Source organism: Polaribacter vadi (genome assembly GCF_001761365.1).
In the GTDB taxonomy this organism is placed as follows: Bacteria; Bacteroidota; Bacteroidia; order Flavobacteriales; family Flavobacteriaceae; genus Polaribacter; species Polaribacter vadi.
In genome coordinates this window covers 550,560-571,312 of record NZ_CP017477.1, presented here as the reverse complement: position 1 = coordinate 571,312, position 20,753 = coordinate 550,560, and the positions used below count along the sequence as shown (strand labels likewise).

General features: G+C 29.7%; 18 protein-coding genes and 1 riboswitch. Of the genes, 5 read left to right on the top strand and 13 right to left on the bottom strand.

What is annotated here, in order from left to right; all coding sequences use genetic code 11:
• Positions 1-9 precede the first annotated feature (9 nt).
• The 6 genes from dnaJ to LPB03_RS02575 all read right to left on the bottom strand — a co-directional run bounded on the left by dnaJ (position 10) and on the right by LPB03_RS02575 (position 7,248).
• A complete protein-coding gene (dnaJ, locus tag LPB03_RS02600; RefSeq protein ID WP_065318018.1) occupies positions 10-1,137 on the bottom strand; it encodes a molecular chaperone DnaJ in 1,128 nt (375 codons plus the stop codon).
• Between the two features lie 99 nt (positions 1,138-1,236).
• Positions 1,237-1,785: a nucleotide exchange factor GrpE gene (locus tag LPB03_RS02595; protein WP_065318019.1), complete on the bottom strand. Its 549-nt coding sequence runs from the start codon at positions 1,783-1,785 to the stop codon at positions 1,237-1,239.
• Between the two features lie 205 nt (positions 1,786-1,990).
• Positions 1,991-3,298, bottom strand: coding sequence for a UDP-N-acetylglucosamine 1-carboxyvinyltransferase (murA, locus tag LPB03_RS02590; protein ID WP_065318020.1), 1,308 nt, complete (start codon positions 3,296-3,298; stop codon positions 1,991-1,993).
• A 3-nt stretch (positions 3,299-3,301) separates the two neighbouring features.
• Positions 3,302-3,952 carry a DUF4290 domain-containing protein gene (locus tag LPB03_RS02585; protein ID WP_065318021.1) on the bottom strand — a complete coding sequence of 217 codons (651 nt, stop codon included), beginning with the start codon at positions 3,950-3,952 and terminating at the stop codon, positions 3,302-3,304.
• A gap of 185 nt (positions 3,953-4,137) precedes the next feature.
• A complete protein-coding gene (gene tnpA, locus LPB03_RS02580) occupies positions 4,138-4,596 on the bottom strand; it encodes an IS200/IS605 family transposase (protein ID WP_065318022.1) in 459 nt (152 codons plus the stop codon).
• A gap of 327 nt (positions 4,597-4,923) precedes the next feature.
• On the bottom strand, positions 4,924-7,248 hold the full coding sequence (locus LPB03_RS02575; RefSeq protein WP_065318023.1) for an ATP-dependent helicase: 2,325 nt from the start codon (positions 7,246-7,248) through the stop codon (positions 4,924-4,926).
• A gap of 207 nt (positions 7,249-7,455) precedes the next feature.
• On the opposite strand from LPB03_RS02575, the gene LPB03_RS02570 reads away from it, so the two are divergent.
• Genes LPB03_RS02570 through LPB03_RS02560 form a run of 3 tightly spaced genes read left to right on the top strand, consistent with a single transcriptional unit; the run spans position 7,456 to position 9,309 of the window.
• Complete coding sequence (locus LPB03_RS02570; RefSeq protein ID WP_065318024.1) at positions 7,456-8,070, top strand: hypothetical protein; 615 nt, start codon at positions 7,456-7,458, stop codon at positions 8,068-8,070.
• A 2-nt stretch (positions 8,071-8,072) separates the two neighbouring features.
• A complete protein-coding gene (locus LPB03_RS02565) occupies positions 8,073-8,795 on the top strand; it encodes a DUF3307 domain-containing protein (RefSeq protein ID WP_065318025.1) in 723 nt (240 codons plus the stop codon).
• A 1-nt stretch (position 8,796) separates the two neighbouring features.
• Entirely contained in the window at positions 8,797-9,309 is a 513-nt protein-coding gene (locus LPB03_RS02560; protein ID WP_065318026.1) for a DUF7935 family protein, read from the top strand.
• Between the two features lie 92 nt (positions 9,310-9,401).
• Here the strand turns inward: LPB03_RS02560 and LPB03_RS02555 are convergent, their stop codons facing one another.
• The gene (locus LPB03_RS02555; RefSeq protein ID WP_065318027.1) at positions 9,402-11,306 is read right to left on the bottom strand and encodes a TonB-dependent receptor plug domain-containing protein; all 1,905 of its coding nucleotides are present in this window, start codon (positions 11,304-11,306) and stop codon (positions 9,402-9,404) included.
• Between the two features lie 144 nt (positions 11,307-11,450).
• Positions 11,451-11,677, bottom strand: a riboswitch (cobalamin riboswitch).
• A gap of 77 nt (positions 11,678-11,754) precedes the next feature.
• Between LPB03_RS02555 and guaC the strand changes: the two genes are divergently transcribed.
• Entirely contained in the window at positions 11,755-12,792 is a 1,038-nt protein-coding gene (guaC, locus tag LPB03_RS02550) for a GMP reductase (RefSeq protein WP_065318028.1), read from the top strand.
• Positions 12,792-13,922, top strand: a complete 1,131-nt coding sequence (locus LPB03_RS02545; protein WP_065318029.1) for an ABC transporter substrate-binding protein — start codon at positions 12,792-12,794, stop codon at positions 13,920-13,922. Before guaC ends, LPB03_RS02545 begins: the two co-directional genes overlap by 1 nt.
• Here the strand turns inward: LPB03_RS02545 and LPB03_RS16570 are convergent, their stop codons facing one another.
• The 6 genes from LPB03_RS16570 to LPB03_RS02520 all read right to left on the bottom strand — a co-directional run bounded on the left by LPB03_RS16570 (position 13,923) and on the right by LPB03_RS02520 (position 20,550).
• Positions 13,923-14,087 carry a hypothetical protein gene (locus LPB03_RS16570; RefSeq protein ID WP_157579350.1) on the bottom strand — a complete coding sequence of 55 codons (165 nt, stop codon included), beginning with the start codon at positions 14,085-14,087 and terminating at the stop codon, positions 13,923-13,925.
• A 2-nt stretch (positions 14,088-14,089) separates the two neighbouring features.
• Positions 14,090-14,434, bottom strand: coding sequence for a DUF2834 domain-containing protein (locus tag LPB03_RS02540; protein ID WP_065318030.1), 345 nt, complete (start codon positions 14,432-14,434; stop codon positions 14,090-14,092).
• Positions 14,435-14,455: 21 nt separating this feature from the next.
• Entirely contained in the window at positions 14,456-14,926 is a 471-nt protein-coding gene (locus LPB03_RS02535) for a hypothetical protein (protein ID WP_065318031.1), read from the bottom strand.
• A gap of 40 nt (positions 14,927-14,966) precedes the next feature.
• Complete coding sequence (locus LPB03_RS02530) at positions 14,967-17,714, bottom strand: DNA gyrase/topoisomerase IV subunit A (RefSeq protein WP_065318032.1); 2,748 nt, start codon at positions 17,712-17,714, stop codon at positions 14,967-14,969.
• Between the two features lie 339 nt (positions 17,715-18,053).
• Complete coding sequence (locus tag LPB03_RS02525; RefSeq protein ID WP_231953127.1) at positions 18,054-18,398, bottom strand: ORF6N domain-containing protein; 345 nt, start codon at positions 18,396-18,398, stop codon at positions 18,054-18,056.
• Positions 18,399-18,684: 286 nt separating this feature from the next.
• Positions 18,685-20,550, bottom strand: a complete 1,866-nt coding sequence (locus LPB03_RS02520; RefSeq protein WP_065318033.1) for a DNA topoisomerase IV subunit B — start codon at positions 20,548-20,550, stop codon at positions 18,685-18,687.
• Between the last annotated feature and the right edge of the window lie 203 nt (positions 20,551-20,753).

The window sequence follows — 20,753 nt, the reverse complement described above, 5'->3', positions numbered from 1 at the left end:
AATATTTTATTAAGAAAACATATCCTTAACTTTTTCAAAAAATGATTTATCCGTATTATTTGGACTTGGTGTAAAATTTGAATTATCGCTCATTTTTTCAAAAAACTGTCTTTGTTCTTTGTCTAATTCCTGAGGTGTCCAAACATTGGTATGAATTAAGAAATCTCCTGTTCCATAACGTTCTATACTAGGTAAACCTTTTCCTTTTAATCGAAGAATTTTACCTGATTGTGTACCTGGATCAATTTTAATTTTCACTTTACCAGTTACAGTTTCAACCTCTTTGCTAGTTCCTAAAACAGCTTCAGAGAAATTGATGTATAAATCATAATGAATATTTGTACCTTCTCTTTTTAAAGTTTCGTGAGGAACTTCTTCAATTAGCACTAGTAAATCTCCAGAAATAGAGTTTTTACCTGGAGCATCATTTCCTTTTCCCCCAACTTTTAACTGTACACCTTCTGTTACACCAGCAGGAATATTAATTGATACAGTTTCTTCTTTAATAATTAAGCCTTGTGCATCTGCTTCATTTGGTTTAGAACTGATAATTTCTCCAGCTCCAGAACAAGTACTACAAGTAGTAGCTGTTTGCATTCTACCTAAAATAGTATTGGTAACTCGCATTTGTTGTCCAGAACCATTACAAGTTGTACACGTTTTATAACGCACACCATCTGCTTGTACTTTTCTACGAACTTTTACTTTCTTTTCTACACCTTTGGCAATTTCTTCTAAAGTAAGTTTTACACGAATTCGCATATTACTACCTTTAACTCTGGCTTGTCTTTGGCCTCCACCACCAAAACCACCAAAGCCTCCACCTCCACCACCGAAAATGTCTCCAAACTGGCTAAATATGTCATCCATATTCATTCCACCACCACCAAAACCACCTCCACCTTGAGGACCGTCAAAAGCTTGATGACCATATTGATCATATCTTGCTTTTTTATTTTCGTCACTCAAAACTTCGTAAGCTTCTGCAGCTAATTTGAATTTCTCTTCAGCAGTTTTATCATCTGGGTTTTTATCTGGATGATATTTGATTGCCATTTTTCTATAACCTTTCTTAATTTCTGCTTGTGTTGCAGATTTAGAAATGCCTAATATTTCGTAAAAATCTTGTTTTGCCATTTTTATTAGTTTGCAGTATTTCAGTCTTCAGTATGCAGTCTTCAGTTTGCAGATAGTTTTGAACTGCTTACTGAAGACTAAAGACTGCCTACTTTTTTTTTACTGTCCTATTACTACTTTTGGATAACGAATAATTTTAGTACCCATTTTATATCCTTTCTCTACACAATCGATTATTTTTCCTTTTAAATCTTCTGATGGTGCAGGAATTTGTGTAATTGCTTCATGAATTTCAGCATCAAAAACATCACCAGCATTGGTTTCTATTTTTGATAAGCCTTTTTGCTCTAGAGTATTGTAGAATTTATTGTAAATCAATAAAACTCCTTTTCTTAATTCTTCTGCTTCTATATCTTCTGCAATATGTGTCAAAGCACGTTCAAAATCATCTACAACTGGCAGTAAAGATGTCATTAATTCTTGTCCTGCTGTCTTATATAATTCAATTCTTTCTCTGGTTGTTCTCTTTTTATAGTTTTCGAACTCTGCAAACAGACGTAAAAACTTATCTTTTTCTGTTGCTAGTAATTCTTCTGTAGTAGGTTCTTCTTTCACTACTTCTACTTCAACCTCTTGATTTTCTTCAACTTGTGCAGTTTCTTGCTCGTTGTTTATTTCTTCGTCTTTTATATCTTCTTTCTTACTCATTTCTTTGTAATAATTAAATTGTCTCTACTATATTGACAAAAATGTTGCCAACAAAAAAATAGTGTCAAGATGACACTATTTTCTAATTATTTATTATTGTTGGCAAACAAGTTTAGCCCTGATTGAAACATTTGTTTGAGCTCTTTTTTGTTCTTTTTCTGAACAAAAAAAGCGAGTGTTGAAAGCAGGAAATAGCTTCAAAACATTACTCTATTCTTTCAATTTTTGCTCCAATAGATTTTAAACGTGCTTCTATGTTTTCATAGCCTCTATCTATTTGCTCAATATTGTTGATGATGCTTGTTCCTGTTGCAGAAAGTGCTGCTATTAACAAAGAAATTCCTGCTCTAATATCTGGAGAAGTCATTTTTGTTGCTTTTAAAGAACTTTCAAAATTCATACCAATAACTGTGGCTCTGTGAGGATCGCACAAAATAACTTTTGCGCCCATATCTATTAATTTATCCACAAAAAACAAACGGCTTTCGAACATTTTTTGATGAATTAAAACAGTTCCTTTTGCTTGGGTTGCAATTACTAAAACAATACTCAATAAATCTGGTGTAAAACCAGGCCAAGGAGCATCTGCTACTGTTAAAACTGAACCATCTATATAATTCTGAATTTCGTACGATTCTTGTTCTGGAATGTAAATATCATCGCCTCTTTTTTCGAATTGAATTCCAAGTTTTCTAAATACATTTGGTATTTGCCCTAAGTTTTCCCAACTAACATCTTTGATAGTTAATTCTGAACGTGTCATTACTGCAACACCAATCCAAGAACCAATTTCAATCATGTCTGGTAAAACTCTGTGCTCACAACCTCCTAAAGAATCTACGCCATTTATGGTTAATAAATTTGAGCCAACTCCTGTAATATCTGCACCCATTGAATTCAACATTTTACATAATTGCTGAATGTAAGGTTCGCAAGCTGCGTTGTAAATTTTTGTAGTTCCTGTTGCTAAAACAGACGCCATTAAAATATTGGCAGTTCCTGTTACAGAAGCTTCATCTAGTAACATATCTGTACCAAATAATTCTTCTGCTTCTACTCCGTAAAATTTGTCTTCTTTATTGTATCTAAATTTTGCACCTAATCTTATAAAACCTTCAAAATGCGTATCTAAACGTCTTCTTCCGATTTTATCACCTCCAGGTTTAGGAATATATCCTTTTCCAAAACGTGCCAATAATGGACCAACAATCATAATAGAACCTCTTAAAGAGCTTCCATCTCTTTTAAAATCATCTGATTCTAAATATTCAAGATTCAATTCATCTGCTTGAAATGAATATGCATTGCTACTTAATTTCTCTACTTTAACCCCTAATTCTCCTAAAATAAATATCAGTTTATTAACATCAATAATATCTGGAACATTGTTTATCGTTACTTTTTCTGGAGTTAATAAAACTGCACAAAGTATTTGTAAAACTTCATTTTTTGCTCCTTGAGGTGTAATTGTTCCTTTTAGTTTGTGTCCTCCTTCAATTTTAAATGATGCCATTGACTAATATCTTTTTCTACCTTTATTATTATTGTGTGGTTTCTTGTAAGTACTTTTTGAGGTGTTCTGACCTTGAGAATTTCTCTTTTTTAATAAGTTTTTACTTTCTGACAAATCCTCATCAGAATCTCTTAAATCGAATTCTCCATTAGATAAATCATATAAATGTTTAAAAATTACAGCATCATCTACAGTGTCTTTATTCCAATTTAAATAACACTTTTTCATGTGGTTTGCAATTGTAAAAACCAACGCTTCTCTTTTATCTCCTTCTTCCCAGCTCAAAGCAACGTCGATCATTGTTTGAATATTGTTACCATAATAACGATACTTTGAGGCATATTTTGGATAAGGTAAACGTTCTGGCTTTTCTTGCAATTCTTCTCTTGAAGGAATTGGATAAGGTGAATCTGCATCCAATTTAAAATCGGACATTATATAAAGTTGATCCCAAAGTTTGTGTTTAAAATCTGGAACATCTCTTAAATGTGGCTGTAAATTTCCCATAACATCAACAATTGCTAATGCCATTTCATTACGTTCTTCTTTGGTTTCTAATGCTAGGCAATGATCTACCAATTTTTGAACATGTCTGCCATATTCTGGAATTATCATTAATGTTCTTGCTGAATTATATTCTAAATCGAATGTCATTTATTTATTTTTGAAGTGTGTTTTCGATACATTTTCTATATAATTTTAGTAAAAAGAAAATACTCGAATTAACAATTTATACTCTGTAGTTATTTAACGTTGCAAAATAACAATTTATTTTTGTTTTATAATTGATTTTTTAACCAATCACTTTTAATTTTAAAAAAGTTACTCAATTTATAAAATTAATCTTCTGAAAAAATATATTTATCTTCAAAATCAATTTTATAACCTTTTAAAAAATCGATATATTCGTCTTTAAAGGATTTTATTTTATGATGTTTCTCTTGATCTTTTATATATTTTATCACTTTATCAATTCCTGAATGACTAACTGTAAAAGCACCAAACCCTGTTTGCCATTCGAATTTACCTAACACAAATTTATTTTCATTTATCCATTTAGATGAATTTGCTTTGATATCTCTCACTAAATCTGATAAATTACAATTTGGTTTTGTACCGATTAAAAGATGAATATGATTGGGAATTCCATTAATAATCATCAATTTTTGATTTTTATTGCTGATTATTCCTGTGATGTATTTATATAGTTCAATTTTAAATTTTGATGTAATTAGATTATCTCTTCCTTTTACAGCAAATACAATGTGGAAATATAATTGTGTATATGTATTTGCCATTTTTTATGGATAATTTTTGAATTATTTTATAATTGATTTCTGAATATCTTTGCTTGTATTATATGTCGCTCTTACAGAGCTAAATAATGTTTTTGAATTTTATTATTATTATTATTATTATTTCGCTCCTATGGAGCTTGGTTTTTAGATTTAAATTATTTTCTATTAATTTATCACTGCTCTGCAGTTTTAGTTTAATTTTAATTTTTTAATGTTTTAAGCTCCATAGGAGCTGTAGATTAATAGAAACTAAATTACATAATTTCGTAAAACTCCTTTAGGAGTGACATATTTAAAAACCTATTATATAATTTTATCCTAGGCATTTTAACCAATCACTTTTAATTTGGCGAATTGTAGTAATAATTTCTTTTTACCAACAGTTCCAAACTTTATCTCTGCTTTTTTATTGGGGCCATTTCCTTCTAAAGCAATTACTTCTCCACTACCAAACCTATTGTGTTCAACAATATTACCAACTGCAATAGTACCATCAAACAAATTGGCTTTAGGTGTTGTTGCTTGCGATACTTTTTTTAAGTTTTTAGGAACAATAATTTCTTTCTTTTTTATTAAATCTCGTTCTGCTTTTTTACGTTGAATTGGTTTTTGAAAACGAATTCCTTTTGGTGCATCATCAAAAATACTTTTATCAATAAATCTATTTACAGAAGATTCTGGAACTTTTGGAGTAATATAATGCAAATATTGATCATCAATTTCTTCTAAAAATCGACTTGGCTCTGCATCAATTAATTTTCCCCATCTATAACGAGTTTGTGCATAAGTTAAATACGCAACTTTTTCTGCTCTGGTTAACGCCACATAAAACAATCTTCGTTCTTCCTCTAACTCACTTCTAGTATTCATGCTCATGGCAGATGGAAATAAATTTTCCTCTAAACCAACAACATACACATACAAATATTCCAATCCTTTAGATTGATGAATTGTCATTAAAGAAACTGTAGGTTTGTCATCATTTTTTTCTGAATCAAAATCTGTAGCCAAAGCAACATCCTCCAAAAACGATGTTAAAGAAGTATCTTCTCCCTGTTCAATTTTATCAGTAATAAAATCTTTAATTCCGTTTAAAAGTTCTTGAACATTTTCTACTTTACTAACAGCTTCTGGAGTGCCATCTTTTTCTAAATCTTTTATTAATTGCGTTTGTTTTACAACTACTTCTGCAATTTCAAAAGCATTTTTTGTTTTTGCTTCAATTTGTAATCGCAAAATCATATTCATAAAATTCTGCAACTTATTTTTTGTGCCAGAATTTAATTTTAGGTCAATTTTATCAATATATTTTAAAATATCGAAAATGGATTTTTTATAATGATTTGCAGCAATCGTAAGCTTATCAATAGTTGTAGCACCAATTCCTCTTGCTGGGTAATTAATGATTCTCTTTAATGCTTCTTCATCACTTGGGTTGATTAAAATACGCAAATAAGACAAAATGTCTTTAATTTCTTTACGCTGATAAAAAGAAATTCCCCCATATATTTTATAGTCGATATTCTTTTTTCTTAAAGCATCTTCTATGGCTCTAGATTGTGAATTTGTTCTATACAAAATACAAAAACTATCGGGCGTTAATTGATTGTTCATCATATTTTCCCAAATAGATTGTGCTACAAAACGTCCTTCTTCACCATCAGAAATGGTTCGCATTACGTTTATAGAATCTCCAGCATCATTACTCGTCCAAACTTCTTTATCTAATTTTGTTTTATTTCTTGCAATTACAGAGTTTGCTGCATTTACAATGTTTTTTGTAGATCTGTAATTTTGCTCTAATTTAAAGGTTTTTACATCAGGATAATCTTTTTGAAAATTTAAGATATTCTGAATATTTGCTCCCCTAAAACTATAAATACTTTGAGAATCATCTCCAACTACACAAATATTTCCAAATTTATCTGCCAATGCTCTTACAATTATATATTGTGAGTGGTTTGTATCTTGGTACTCATCCACCATAATATATCTAAATCTGTCTTGATATTTAGCCAAAACATCTGGAAAACGCGCCAATAATTCGTTGGTTCTTAACAATAAATCATCAAAATCCATAGCACCAGATTTAAAACATCTATCTACATATTCTTTATAAATATTACCAACTTCTGGTCTGCTTGCATGTAAATCTGCTTCTTGTAAATCCGAATTATTAAAATAAGCTCTTACTGTTATTAAACTGTTTTTAAAGGATGATATTCTCCCTAAAATCTGTTTTGGTTTGTATTGTTCTTTGTTTAAATTCTTCTCTTTTATGATGGCAGAAATTAAACGAACAGAGTCTTGCGTATCGTAAATAGTAAAGTTTGTTGGGAAACCTAATTTATCTGCCTCCGAACGTAAAATACGTGCAAAAACAGAGTGAAAAGTTCCCATCCAAAGATTTTTAGCTTCACTTTGCCCAACAACTCCAGCAATTCTAGCTTTCATTTCTTTGGCAGCTTTGTTGGTAAATGTGAGCGATAAAATATTAAAAGCATCTACTCCAGATTGCATTAAATGTGCAATTCTGTAGGTTAAAACTCGTGTTTTACCAGAACCTGCACCTGCAATAATAATCATTGGGCCGTCTTTTTGAATAACAGCCTGCTTCTGTGCTTCGTTTAAAGTATTTAAGTATGTATTCAAGCGTAAATTTTGTATGAATTTGAAAGTGTGAATTTAACCAAACTATTCGTTTTTGAAAAGGAAGATTTCGTGTTTTTATACACAACTTATTATGATAAAAATTCGTCTTAAAACCCGAATAATAGAATATTCGTCTTAAAACCCGAATTATTAATTATTCGTCTTAAAACCCGAATATTAATGATATATTTGTAAAAAACATTTTTAATGACCAGTATTTTAACAGGAGATATTATAAATTCGAGAGAAGTTGATTCTAATGAATGGCTTCCTTTAATAAAAAATGCTTTTCAAACTATTGGAGCATCACCCAAAATATGGGAAATTTATAGAGGTGATAGTTTTCAAATTGAAATTGAAAATATTGAAAATGCGCTATTATTTGCAATAAAATTGAAAGCAACTCTAAAGAAAATAAAAAATTTAGATGTAAGAATTGCTATCGGAATTGGAGATAAAAACGATAACTACAAAAATATTACTGAAGGAAATGGAGAGGCCTTTATTTATAGTGGATTGGCTTTTGACACGCTATTAAAAAAACAAAATTTAGCAATTACATCTTCAGATAAAGATTTTGATGCCATATTTAATACTTCTTTAGCACTTGCATTATTAACTATGGATAACTGGACTGTAAATTCTGCAGATTTTGTCTTAAAATATTTAGAGAATCCAAATACGACACAAAAACTAATTGCAAAAGGATTAAAAATTTCAGAAAGTAGCGCAAGTGAACGTAGGAAAAGAGCAGGTTTAGATGAAATTATGCAGTTAGAAAATCTCTACAGACAATTAATCAACCAAAAAATAAACCACTAAATATGTTGATATTTTTAAAGTTTTTATTGGCACATATTTTAGGAGATTTTGTTTTTCAGTCAGAAAAATGGGTAAAAGACAAAGAAGGAAAGAAAGTAAAATCTACAAAATTATACGTCCATATTGCTGTTCATACTGTTTTATTATTGTTGATATTACAAGTTGATTTGCAAAAATATTGGGCAGGATTTTTACTAATTGTTATTTCTCATTATGCAATTGACTTGCTAAAACTATACTTTCAAAAGAAGAAAACAAAACGAGTTTGGTTTTTTATAGATCAAATTTTACATATTTTTATGTTGATTGTTGCCACTTCTTTTTATACTGATTTTTCGTTATCAACTTTAAACATCATCAACGAAGAAAATTTATTATTGTTGATATTTTTATTGCTCGTAATTTTTGTTGCTGCAATTATCATTAAATTAATTATTACACAATGGAATCCTGAAAAGAAAAAAGAAAACGACGATTCTTTGGCAAAAGCAGGAAGATATATTGGGATCTTAGAAAGGCTATTTGTATTCACTTTTGTAGTTACAAACCATTGGGAAGCTATTGGTTTTTTGTTGGCAGCAAAATCGGTTTTTAGATTTGGCGATTTAACATCATCTAAAGACAGAAAATTAACCGAATATATTTTAATAGGAACTTTATTGAGTTTTGGGTTTGCGATACTTTTAGGAGTTTTATATTTGCAAACCTTAAAAATACTATCATAAAATGGAAGACAAAATCTTTGAAAGTATCGCCTATATTTTACCTGCAGCAGTTACTGGTTTTGTAGCTTATTATATGTTTAATGGATTTATAAAAAGTCAAAATTCGGAAAGAAAATTAGAAATATTAGCTGCAAAAAGAAAAGATTCTTTACCCATAAAATTGCAAGCTTATGAGCGTCTTTTATTATTTTGTGAGCGTATAAACCCTGTGAAAATGCTGCTTCGTATTCAGCCTTTATCAACAGACACAAACGAATATCTACAGCTTTTAATTGCGAATATAGAGCAAGAATTTGAGCATAATTTGGTTCAACAAATCTATATTTCTGACGATAGTTGGACAGCTATTTACGCAGCAAAAAGTGCAGTTATCAATAAATTAAAACAAGTTGCAGAAAACTCAAGCTCTGCAAATGAATTGCGTGAAAGTGTTTTAATTGATTATTCTAAAACCTTGCCACCAACAGAAACTGCAATTGCTTTTATTAAAAATGAAGTAAAAAAACTATTATAAAATCAAAAAGCTCTCTTTTTACAGAGGGCTTTTCTTATTTATGAATATATAAACTCATAAAAACGGGGGAATCTTTTATGAATTCGATAAAATTATAAATTTATTTTTAAACCTAAATTGTAGTTTCTTCCACGAGTTGTAAAACCTGCAATTTCTTGAAAATCTTCATTAAAAATATTGGTTACACTTCCGTAAAAAGTAACTTTATTTTCTAATAAACTATGGTTTATGAAAAAATCTACTAAACTGTAAGAAGCCAAATCTACATTACCAAAATCTTTTGTTTCATCAACAAACCTGTAACTTAAAGAAGTAAATGTTTGTGGAAACAAATTATAATCTGCCTTGATAAAAAATTTGTTTTGAGGAATTTTTAATAACAAATTCTCATCTCTATCTATATAGGTGTAATTTGCTAATAAATTTAATTTCTGAGACGCTTTGTAAGAAATTTCAGTTTCTAAACCTTTGGCAGAAAAAGTTCCTAAATCATTAATGGTCTGATAAGTTGCTGGATCATACCCTATTTTATTAGTTTCTTCTCTATAAAAATAGGTTACACTTAGGCTGATTTTATTACCTAAAGCTACATCAAAACCACCTTCTATAGTAACATCTTCTTCTGGTAATAATTCGTCTAAAGTTGGCAATTTTGTGAAAATTTCTGACAAAGTTGGTGCTATAAAAGCAGTACTGTAAGACGCAAAAACCTTAATATCATTTTCTGCAATTTTAAAATTGTAAGAAGGGTTTACATCAAAAACAAAATTGTTTCCATATTCACTATGTATATTTAAACGAGTTCCTGCACTTATATTAAAGCCAGCTTCCGAAAAATAATTTACAGACACATAAGGATCATAAAAATGCTGTTTTCCTGAACCTTCTTCAATAGTACTATAAGAAGTTCTTTGAATCATATCTTGAAATTGTGATGTAAAACCAACTAAAAAAGAAAATTGATCATTGAATTTATAATTATTATAAACATCAAAACCATACACTTCTCCATAGAAAAAATCATTAGAAGGCGTTTCATTTCTATCAATTTCAGTCAAGAAAGTTCTTATTTTTAATTCGCCATTTTTGTAAGAATAATCTGCATTTACTCCTACTCTTTTTTGAACGCTTGTTGAGTTATTATCTTTATCAGCAGGAATACTTGCAAAGGTTACTGGATCATAATCAAAACCATCAAAATCTGTAGAAAATTCATCATAACTAGATAATAAACCTATTTTTAATTTATCATTTACAGCATAATTAACTTTTAATAGCACATTTTGTCTTGAAAAATTATCTTCTTCAAAAGCAGAATTTGTTGTGCTTTCTGCAGCAGACAAACCACTAGAACCATTAGCATTTAATCCTAATAAATAATCAACTTTACCTAAAGTTCCGTTAAAATTAAAGTTCGTAGAAAATTCTTCTCCAGAAAAATTATTATTTTCACTCGATGAATTTGTACCAATAGAAGTTGTAAAAGTTCCTGCAAAACTATCTTTCGAAGATTTCTTTAAGATGATGTTGATAACACCTGTTGCAGCTCCTGAACCATACAATGTAGATGATGCTCCCTTTAAAACCTCAATACTTTCTATTTGATTAATATCTATTTGACGTAAATCGAAATCGCCATTAAAAGAAGATGGGTCATTTACATTTACACCATCAATTAAAATAGCTACTTGTCTATTTCGTCCACCTCTAATATAATAACCTAAATTTTGACCTTTTGTACTAAAATTACCATTAATTTCTACACCAGGAACGTCATTCAATAAGTCTACAACTGTTTTTCCTTGATTATTTTCGATAGTTTCTTGTGTAATTTTGTACACAATTTTACCAACATTCTTTTTATTGGTTTCAAATTTTGTAGCGGTTACTACAACTTCATTTAAAGATTCTATTTTCTCTTTTTCTTGTTGAGAAAATACATTTGTGCTAAAAAAATTGCACGCCAAAACACTAACAATTAAAAACTGTTTTTTCATTTTAATGATATAATTTAAAGTTTGCCTTTTGCTTATGCAAAAAACAGTAATGTTTATTCCATAATTTTTATGGAACCTAAATTATTCAGGTAAATTTCGTGTACGAATAGAAACAATAAGTACATAAACTTTTATCCCAAAAGTTATAACTTGTGATTTAGGGCAGGTCTCCTGACTTATTTTATGTTATTTCACCTTCCCAACAATAAATTGTCAGTGGTATAAGAATAAATAACATCCTCAATTGAGGTGCTGAAAAAAAAAATCCAGCATAAACTTACAGTTGTGGGAACAGTTCTGGCTTTTTACCAGATTCCCTTTTAATTCAATGTTAAAAAAATAACATCAAAACCAAAAATCGATGCAAATATATATGCAATCTTATAAACAATCTAATAAAATTACTTCTAAATTTTATACCTTTAAACTCTGAAATTTTGATACAATTATGAGGATAGAAAATGAACTAAAATTAGGTTTTAAAGATGTAATGATTCGTCCAAAACGATCTACTTTAAAATCGCGTTCGCAAGTAAGTTTAGAAAGAGAATTTAAATTTTTACATAGTGATGTTGTTTGGTCTGGAATACCAATAATGGCAGCAAATATGGATACTGTTGGCACTTTTGAAATGGCAAAAGCATTAGCAAAACATAAATTATTTACAGCAATTCATAAACATTATTCTATTGAAGAATGGCGAGATTTCGCTACAAATTCATCCGAAGAAATTTTAAAAAATATTGCAGTAAGTACAGGAACTGGAAAAGAAGATTCGCAGAAAGTTGCGCAAATTTTATCAGAATTTCCGCAAATAAATTTTATTTGTGTGGATGTTGCTAATGGCTATTCTGAACATTTTGTAAATTTTGTAAAGAAAATGCGTAAAAATCATCCAAAGAAAGTAATCATTGCTGGTAATGTAGTTACAGGAGAAATGGTGGAAGAACTTTTATTGGCTGGAGCAGACATTATAAAAGTTGGCATTGGACCTGGTTCTGTTTGTACAACTCGTGTAAAAACGGGTGTTGGTTACCCACAATTATCTGCCATTATAGAATGTGCAGATGCTGCTCATGGAATGGGTGGACAAATAATTTCTGATGGTGGTTGTAAAATTCCTGGAGATTTATCGAAAGCTTTTGGAGGAAGTGCAGATTTTGTAATGTTAGGAGGTATGTTTGCTGGACACACAGAAAGTGGTGGAGAATTAATCGAAAAAAACGGAGAGAAATTCAAAGCTTTTTATGGAATGAGTTCTGAAACTGCCATGAATAAACATGCAGGAGGTGTTGCAAATTACAGAGCTTCTGAAGGTAAAACTGTAGAAGTGCCTTTTAAAGGTGATGTTGAACATACAATCATCGATATTTTAGGTGGAATTAGATCTACTTGTACGTATGTTGGCGCAAGCAGATTAAAAGAATTGACAAAAAGAACCACTTTTATTAGAGTTCAAGAACAAGAAAATCAAGTTTATAACTAATGAAAAACTCAAAAATTTTATTCTTTTTATCGATTTTATCAATTTTAATTTCTTGTAAAAAAGAAGTTATTAAAGTTGATGAAAAAAATCAACCTGAAAGTAATATTAAATATGCAAAAGGTTTTGATATTGTTGATGAAAATGGAGTTAAAAAGTTGATTATAAAATCTGCGTATCAAAATTCCGATGAAATTTTTGAGTATATCATTCAAAATAAAACTGACCAAAAAGAGCAAATTGAAAACAACCTCTTTACTCCTATTCAAAAAATTGTGGTGACTTCTACAACCCATATTCCAATGGTTGAGTTGTTGAATGAAGAAACTGCTATTGTTGGTTTTCCATATTCTAAATATGTTTCATCAGCAAAAACTAGAGTTTTAATTGATGAAGGAAAAATACAAGAAATAGGAAAAGAAAGTTCGCTAAACACAGAAATATTATTGGATTTACAACCAGAATTAGTGGTTGGTTATAGTGTTTCTTCTGCTGATAAATCTTTAACAACCATTCAAAAATCAGGCATAAATGTAATTTACAATGGAGATTGGTTGGAAGAAACTCCTTTAGGAAGAGCTGAATGGATTAAATTTTTTGGAGTTTTGTTTGATAAAGAAAAACAAGCTGATAGTATTTTTAAAATGATAGAAGCCAATTATATAGAAGCGAAACAAATCGCTTTAAAATCCACAAAAAAACCAACAATTTTATCGGGTGCAATTATGAGTAAGGATATTTGGAATTTACCTGCTGGAGAAAGTTTTGTTGCTCAATTTTTAATAGATGCAAATTTAGACTATCTATGGAAAAATACAGAAGGGAAAGGAAGTTTGTCTTTGAGTTTTGAAAGTGTTTTTGACAAGGGTCAAAATGCCGATTATTGGATTACTCCTGGTTATTTCTCATCAAAAGAACAACTTTTAAATAGTAATGACATCTATAAGAAATTTAATGCTTTTCAAAACGATAAAATCTATACACCAATCCTTAAAAAAGGAAAAACAGGTGGCGCAATTTATTACGAATTAGCAGGAACTAGACCTGATTTGGTTTTAAAAGATTTGATTAAAATTACAAATCCTGAATTATTACTTAATTACGAATTTACGTTTTTTGAAAAAATGAAATAATTATTGCTGTTGCTCTTGTTCTTGTTGCTTTTTCAATATATCAGTTTCACTTTTATTCTTATCCGATTTTTTTTGATGCTCTAAAGAAGGTAAAGAAGCAGTTAATTTATCTTTTTTAAACGTGGTTTTTTTTTCAATATTTTCGCTATCTTTTCTTGATGTCATCTTTATTTATTTTGAGCCTCATTCATTCTTTTTTCTAAAGCATTTGCTCTCAAATATAAGAAAAGAGGAAAGGTAAAGGCGATTGCAATTAAAAATGTAAACGGAATTAAAACCCACCAATATTTAATTTTTAAACGTAAAGATTCAGGAATCATAAAAGCAAAAAACGTAAAAACAACCACAGTTAAATCTGCTCCAAAAGATTTACCAGCAAAATTTTGTTGAGCATCATTAAGGAAACCAACAAAACTTACATTTTCAACTGTGTTGAAATATTGGATATTATAATACCAAGTGTAGCAGATTCCTAAAATTGATAATAGTAAATAGAGATGTTTGAGTTTCAAAGATTTTTATATATTATTTATTTAAATAAATTTAGTCCAAAGCTCTACTATTCTGTTTGCAAAATATAGGATTTCATATTTTTTACCAGATTCAAATTCAATATAAAAAGTATCACTATCAATTCTCATCATTGAATCAGAAGTATAAGAACTATTATCAATTGTAATTTCGGAAGAATATATATTTTTAACTGGATCTTCTTTAGATCTAAATGTTCTTAGTATTTTATGTTTTGCTCCATTACATAAATCAGCACAAACTTTTAATTCAATATTAAAATTTATATATTCCTCTACTCCATCATAACCTTCAACTTTAAGCCAATCTTTTATTTGATATCCTGAAGTGTATAAATTCATTATTGAGTCATTTAATTCAGACTTTTGTTGTTTTATTAATGCTTTTTTAAGAATATCTCTATCTCTTTTAATTTTTTTTAAAACATCTTGTGAATTATTAAAACCAATTTTAGAAAAATTTATATTTTTCATCAATAAAATAATTTTACTCTAATTAATATTTAAACTCAAATTAAAACAACTTCGTCTGATTTTCATCATCAATTCTCTTTTGTTCTGCTTTCTTTCTGGCTATCGATTTTTGCAAAGCAATTTTTGCTTTTTCTTCTGCAGATAATTCTTCTGAAACAGGTTTTTTAAATTCAGGAACATCAATGGGTAATTTATCTTCAATCACTTCTTCATCCACAACTTCAATTTCTTCTGGAGTTTCTTCTTCAGGTTCTTCAAAAGGTAAAGATTCTAACAAATTAACTTGTTTAATTTTATCGGTTGTTAATTGATTTCCTAAAGCTTTTATTCCTTTTACAGCTATAAATTCCTCAAAATTAACTTCTTCATTTTCTAAACTTCTTTTAGAAAACTGAACTTCTGCAACAGGTCTATAATCTGTAGCTACAATTTCTAATTGACTTTTTGGGTGATCAGATATAAACTCTTCCTCCTTTTCTGTGGTTTCAATCAAAAAGCGTTTTACATAATAACGTTCTTTTTCTCCATCAAAATAAATGGCAGAAATAGGTTTATTTGGTTTCCATTTTTCTAAGACAATCATATCATCTTCAAAATGCATTGCCAAGTTTGGTTTTACGGCTTTTGCTTTTCCACTTTGAGTAATAATTAATAATTTATCTTCTGCTCTAAATTCGCCTAACAATTCGCCTCTTTCATCAACATTTAAACGTTGCACAGCATCATCAAACCAAATTTTACGTGGTTTTAATGTTGAAACTCCTTCGCTTTTAAAATCGACAGATTTAATACTATACTTTGTGATTCTATTTCCTCTAACAGCTCTACCTTTTACAGCCAAATCTGCAAAATCAATATCCCATTTCAATTTCTTAACACTACCAACTGCTCTTAAATTAATAGTAACTACTTCTGCTTCTCCATTTGGATTTGCAGAAAAATAATGCACAATAGAGTTTTTACTTCCATTGGTTAAATCGTACTCTTTATCACGAGTCATAGATGTTACGTTAAAACGTTTCATATAACTTGCGCCTCTTGCTCCATCTCTATAAATATAGTTGTAAACAGTACGTTTATCTTTCTTTTTAAATACAGCAACGTGAATAATATCTTTACCAACAAAAGTTTTTGCATCCGCTTTAGTAACCATCATTCCACCATCTTTTCTAAAGATAATAATGTCATCAATATCAGAACAATCTGTAACAAATTCATCTCTTTTCAATGATGTACCAATAAAACCTTCTGCCCTATTTACATATAATTTTGCGTTATTCATAGCAACTTTACTAGCTACAATATCATCAAAAATTCTAATTTCTGTTTTACGTTCTTTTCCTGCTCCATAGGTTTCTTTTAAACGTTTAAAGTAATCAATTGCGAATTCAATTAAATTGGCTAAATGATTTTTAACCACTGCAATTTTATCTTCTAAACTTTCTAAAAATTGTTTGGCTTTGTCAATATCAAATTTCGATATTTTCTTAATACGAATTTCTGTTAAACGTGTAATATCTTCTTCTGTAACTGGTCTTTTAAGATGTTTAATATAAGGTTGCAATCCTAAATCGATTGCTTTAATAACACCTTCCCAAGTTTCTTCTTCTTCAATATCCCTATAAATTCTATTTTCTATAAAAATTCTTTCTAAAGATGAAAAATGCCATTGTTCTTCTAATTCATTTAACTGAATTTCTAATTCCTTTTTCAGTAAATTAACAGTTAAATCTGTGGAGTGTTTCAACATTTCTGAAACGCCAACAAAAACAGGTTTGTTATTTTCAATTGTACACGCTAAAGGCGAAATTGAGCTTTCGCAATTTGTAAACGCATACAAAGCATCAATACTTTTATCTGGTGAAACGTTTGGTGGTAAATGCACCACTATTTCTACTTCAGCAGCAGTATTATCTTCAATTTTTTTAATTTTTATTTTCCCTTTTTCATTGGCTTTTATAATACTGTCAATTAAAGAAGTTGTGGTGGTTCCAAAAGGAATTTCATTAATAACCAACGTCTTTTTATCTAATTGCGAAATTTTTGCACGAACTCGAACTCTTCCTCCTCTTTTTCCGTCTTTATATCCTGTAAAATCTGCAATTCCTCCTGTTAAAAAATCTGGAACAATTTTAAAACTTCTCCCTTTTAAATATTTTATGGAAGCATCAATTAATTCAATAAAATTGTGAGGTAATATTTTGGTTGATAACCCTACTGCAATTCCTTCTGCTCCTTGTGCCAGTAATAATGGGAATTTTACAGGTAAATCAATTGGCTCTTTTCTACGACCATCATAAGACATTTTCCAATCCGTAGTTTTCGGATTAAAAACAACATCCAAGGCAAATTTAGACAAACGTGCTTCAATATATCTTGAGGCTGCAGCTCTATCTCCAGTCAAAATATTTCCCCAGTTTCCTTGCATATCAATTAGCAATTCTTTCTGGCCAATTTGAACCATAGCATCTGCAATAGAAGCATCTCCATGAGGATGATACTGCATTGTATGCCCAACAATATTCGCTACTTTGTTGTAACGTCCATCATCCAAATCTTTCATAGAATGCATAATTCTACGTTGCACAGGTTTCAATCCGTCTTCTAAAGAAGGCACTGCTCTTTCTAAAATTACGTAACTAGCATAATCCAAAAACCACTCCTTGTACATTCCTGTAACTTTGGTAATGGTTTCTACAGATTCTGTCTGGTTATCAGTATCTTCAGATTGATTTTCTTGATTCGTTAATTCCTCTTCGTGTTCGTTCTCGTTTATTTCTTCACTCATAAAAACGTATAATCGTTTAATTGTGTACTTGTTTATTCTTTGGGCGTTCCCTAAAAAGGTCGGGCTTTACGCTATATCTTTTTGCGGAAAAGCAAAAAGGATGTCGCTTCAATCCCTAACGCAAACTTGTTTGCTAACTAAATTATTTGATAAATTTTTTATTTATAACCTATTTTATTTCTTTCTGTTCCACTCTCTTTTTTCTCAATTAATTCATCCAAGTAAGAAAATACCAATTCAATGTTTTTATCATGATTGTTTACTTTCTTTTTAATGTCTTAAATTTCTAATCGTAAACTTAAATTATCACTTAATAAATCTCGCATTTTCGTAAATATTCTAATAATTTTTAATATTTACAGCAATAGCTCTATCGCTATTCAAAACGCTCGATAACATTGCAACTCCTTGTTCTGTAAATACAGAAGGTAAATATCTTGTACCTCCCCAACTTGAGGTCGCAAATTGCGACCTCAAGTTTTCAAACTCTTCTTTTGTCAATTCAAACATAAAATCTTCAGGGAATCTTTCTGAATTTCTTTTTACAGACTCTTTTAATCTTTTTGTTTCTACTTGATATAAATCCGCTAAATCTCTATCTATCATTACCTTTTGATTGCGAATCAAATAGATTTTATTAGATATTATTTCATCTGGAATTATACTTTTTTCTTCTTCTTTCATTTTTTGTAATCTTAAAGGTCACAATTTGTAACCTCAAGTTGTTTTTTAAATTGGAGGTCGCAAATTGTGACCTCCAATTTTATTTTTACATTTTAATTTTAAGGAGCCAATTTGGCATCTTAAACTTTAATTTGAATTTTGATGACGCAAATTGCGACCTCAAGATTTTCGTATTTCAGACCTCACAGGTTTTAAAAACCTGTGAGGTCTTTATGAGATTTGGAGGAGTCAATTTGGCACCTCCAATTCCATAACCTTGCTAAAAGTCCTTTCCTTGGGAAAGGATTTAGGATAGGCTTTCCTCCTCAATAGTATCCAACTCAACTTTTAAATTATCAATAATAAACTTCTGTCTATCAGGTGTATTTTTGCCCATATAAAACTGCAACATTTGTTCAATCGACATTTCTTTATCAAGCATTACAGGATCTAAACGAATATCATCACCTATAAAATGCACAAATTCATTTGGCGAAATTTCACCCAAACCTTTAAATCGAGTTATTTCTGGTTTTCCTCTTAATTTCTCTATGGCTTCTCGTTTTTCTTCATCAGAATAACAATAAAAAGTTTGTTTTTTGTTTCTTACTCTAAACAAAGGTGTTTCTAAAATAAATAAATGTCCTTCTTTTATTAATTCTGGGAAAAATTGCAAGAAAAATGTAATCAATAACAAACGAATGTGCATTCCATCAACATCGGCATCTGTGGCAATTACAATATTATTATAACGTAAATCTTCTAACCCATCTTCAATATTTAAAGCGGCTTGCAATAAATTGAATTCTTCATTTTCGTACACAATCTTTTTACTCAAGCCATAAGAATTTAAAGGTTTTCCTTTTAAACTAAAAACGGCTTGTGTATTTACGTTTCGTGATTTTGTAATAGAACCAGATGCAGAATCTCCCTCTGTTATAAATAACGTTGATTCTAAATAATTATCTTTTTTAATATCTCCTAAATGAACTCTACAATCACGTAATTTCTTGTTGTGTAAACTTGCTTTTTTTGCTCTATCTCTTGCTAATTTCCTGATTCCTGATAATTCTTTTCGCTCTTTTTCTGCTTGAACAATTTTCTTTTGAAGTTTATCTGCAATTTCAGTATTTCTATGCAGAAAATTATCCAGCTTTGTTTTTACAAAATCGTTAATGTATGTTCTTACTGTTGGCAAATCATCACCCATTTCTGTAGAACCCAACTTAGTTTTTGTCTGACTTTCAAAAACAGGTTCCATCACTTTAATAGCAATTGCAGAAATTATGGATTTACGAACATCTGAAGCTTCAAAATTTTTTCCGTAAAAATCACGAATCGTTTTTACAATAGCTTCTCTAAAAGCAGCTTGATGCGTTCCTCCTTGTGTTGTATATTGTCCATTTACAAAAGAGTGATATTCCTCTGAATATTGCGTTTTACTGTGTGTAATTGCAACCTCAATATCATCGCCTTTTAAATGAATTATTGGGTATAATAAATCTTCTTGGTTGTTATTATCTTCTAATAAATCTTTCAATCCATTTTCTGAAAAAAACTTTTCTCCATTAAAAATAATGGTTAAACCTGGATTTAAATACACATAGTATTTTAGCATTTTTGCTACATACTCGTTTCTGTATTTGTATTTTTTAAAAATTTCTTCATCAGGAATAAAAGAAACTTTGGTTCCTTTTCTTCTTGATGTTTCTTCTAAAAATTCTTGATTTTCTAAATTACCTTGGCTAAATTCAGCAGAAGCAGATTTTCCTTCACGTGAAGATTCTACTCTAAAATAAGAAGAAAGTGCATTTACTGCTTTTGTACCAACTCCATTTAAACCCACAGATTTTTTAAAGGCTTTAGAATCGTATTTACCACCAGTATTCATCTTGGAAACCACATCAACTACTTTCCCTAAAGGAATTCCACGTCCATAATCACGTACTGTAACTTTACTTCCGTGAATGGAAATTTCGATGGTTTTTCCTGCGCCCATTACATATTCATCAATGGAATTATCCAACACTTCTTTTACTAAAATGTAAATTCCATCGTCTGCAGAAGAGCCATCTCCCAATTTACCAATATACATTCCTGGTCGCATTCTAATATGCTCTTTCCAGTCTAATGATCTAATATTATCTTCTGTATATTTTGTTTCTTCACTCATAAAAATCCTTACTGTGATTAGGTTTAAAGTACTCGACAATATAGTATTATCAGTAGAAAAATAAAACAGTAACTTTAATTAGTTATCAACAGTATTTCAACGACTTTTTTTAGTAAATGATACTCAATCAAGTTCAATATTTCATCATTAAAAAATGATGAAAAATCACAAAAAAAAACAATATGTTATATTTTTAAACAAAA

Excerpts from the sequence above, each read along its gene's own strand:
- LPB03_RS02545 (WP_065318029.1), top strand. The coding sequence starts at position 12,792 with ATGAAAAACTCAAAAATTTTATTCTTTTTATCGATTTTATCAATTTTA.
- LPB03_RS02595 (WP_065318019.1), bottom strand. The coding sequence starts at position 1,785 with ATGAGTAAGAAAGAAGATATAAAAGACGAAGAAATAAACAACGAGCAA.
- LPB03_RS02525 (WP_231953127.1), bottom strand. The coding sequence starts at position 18,398 with ATGAAAGAAGAAGAAAAAAGTATAATTCCAGATGAAATAATATCTAAT.
- LPB03_RS02530 (WP_065318032.1), bottom strand. The coding sequence starts at position 17,714 with ATGAGTGAAGAAATAAACGAGAACGAACACGAAGAGGAATTAACGAAT.
- tnpA (WP_065318022.1), bottom strand. The coding sequence starts at position 4,596 with ATGGCAAATACATATACACAATTATATTTCCACATTGTATTTGCTGTA.
- LPB03_RS02560 (WP_065318026.1), top strand. The coding sequence starts at position 8,797 with ATGGAAGACAAAATCTTTGAAAGTATCGCCTATATTTTACCTGCAGCA.
- LPB03_RS02520 (WP_065318033.1), bottom strand. The coding sequence starts at position 20,550 with ATGAGTGAAGAAACAAAATATACAGAAGATAATATTAGATCATTAGAC.
- LPB03_RS02555 (WP_065318027.1), bottom strand. The coding sequence starts at position 11,306 with ATGAAAAAACAGTTTTTAATTGTTAGTGTTTTGGCGTGCAATTTTTTT.
- LPB03_RS16570 (WP_157579350.1), bottom strand. The coding sequence starts at position 14,087 with ATGACATCAAGAAAAGATAGCGAAAATATTGAAAAAAAAACCACGTTT.
- LPB03_RS02535 (WP_065318031.1), bottom strand. The coding sequence starts at position 14,926 with ATGAAAAATATAAATTTTTCTAAAATTGGTTTTAATAATTCACAAGAT.
- LPB03_RS02565 (WP_065318025.1), top strand. The coding sequence starts at position 8,073 with ATGTTGATATTTTTAAAGTTTTTATTGGCACATATTTTAGGAGATTTT.
- murA (WP_065318020.1), bottom strand. The coding sequence starts at position 3,298 with ATGGCATCATTTAAAATTGAAGGAGGACACAAACTAAAAGGAACAATT.
- LPB03_RS02585 (WP_065318021.1), bottom strand. The coding sequence starts at position 3,952 with ATGACATTCGATTTAGAATATAATTCAGCAAGAACATTAATGATAATT.
- guaC (WP_065318028.1), top strand. The coding sequence starts at position 11,755 with ATGAGGATAGAAAATGAACTAAAATTAGGTTTTAAAGATGTAATGATT.
- LPB03_RS02570 (WP_065318024.1), top strand. The coding sequence starts at position 7,456 with ATGACCAGTATTTTAACAGGAGATATTATAAATTCGAGAGAAGTTGAT.
- dnaJ (WP_065318018.1), bottom strand. The coding sequence starts at position 1,137 with ATGGCAAAACAAGATTTTTACGAAATATTAGGCATTTCTAAATCTGCA.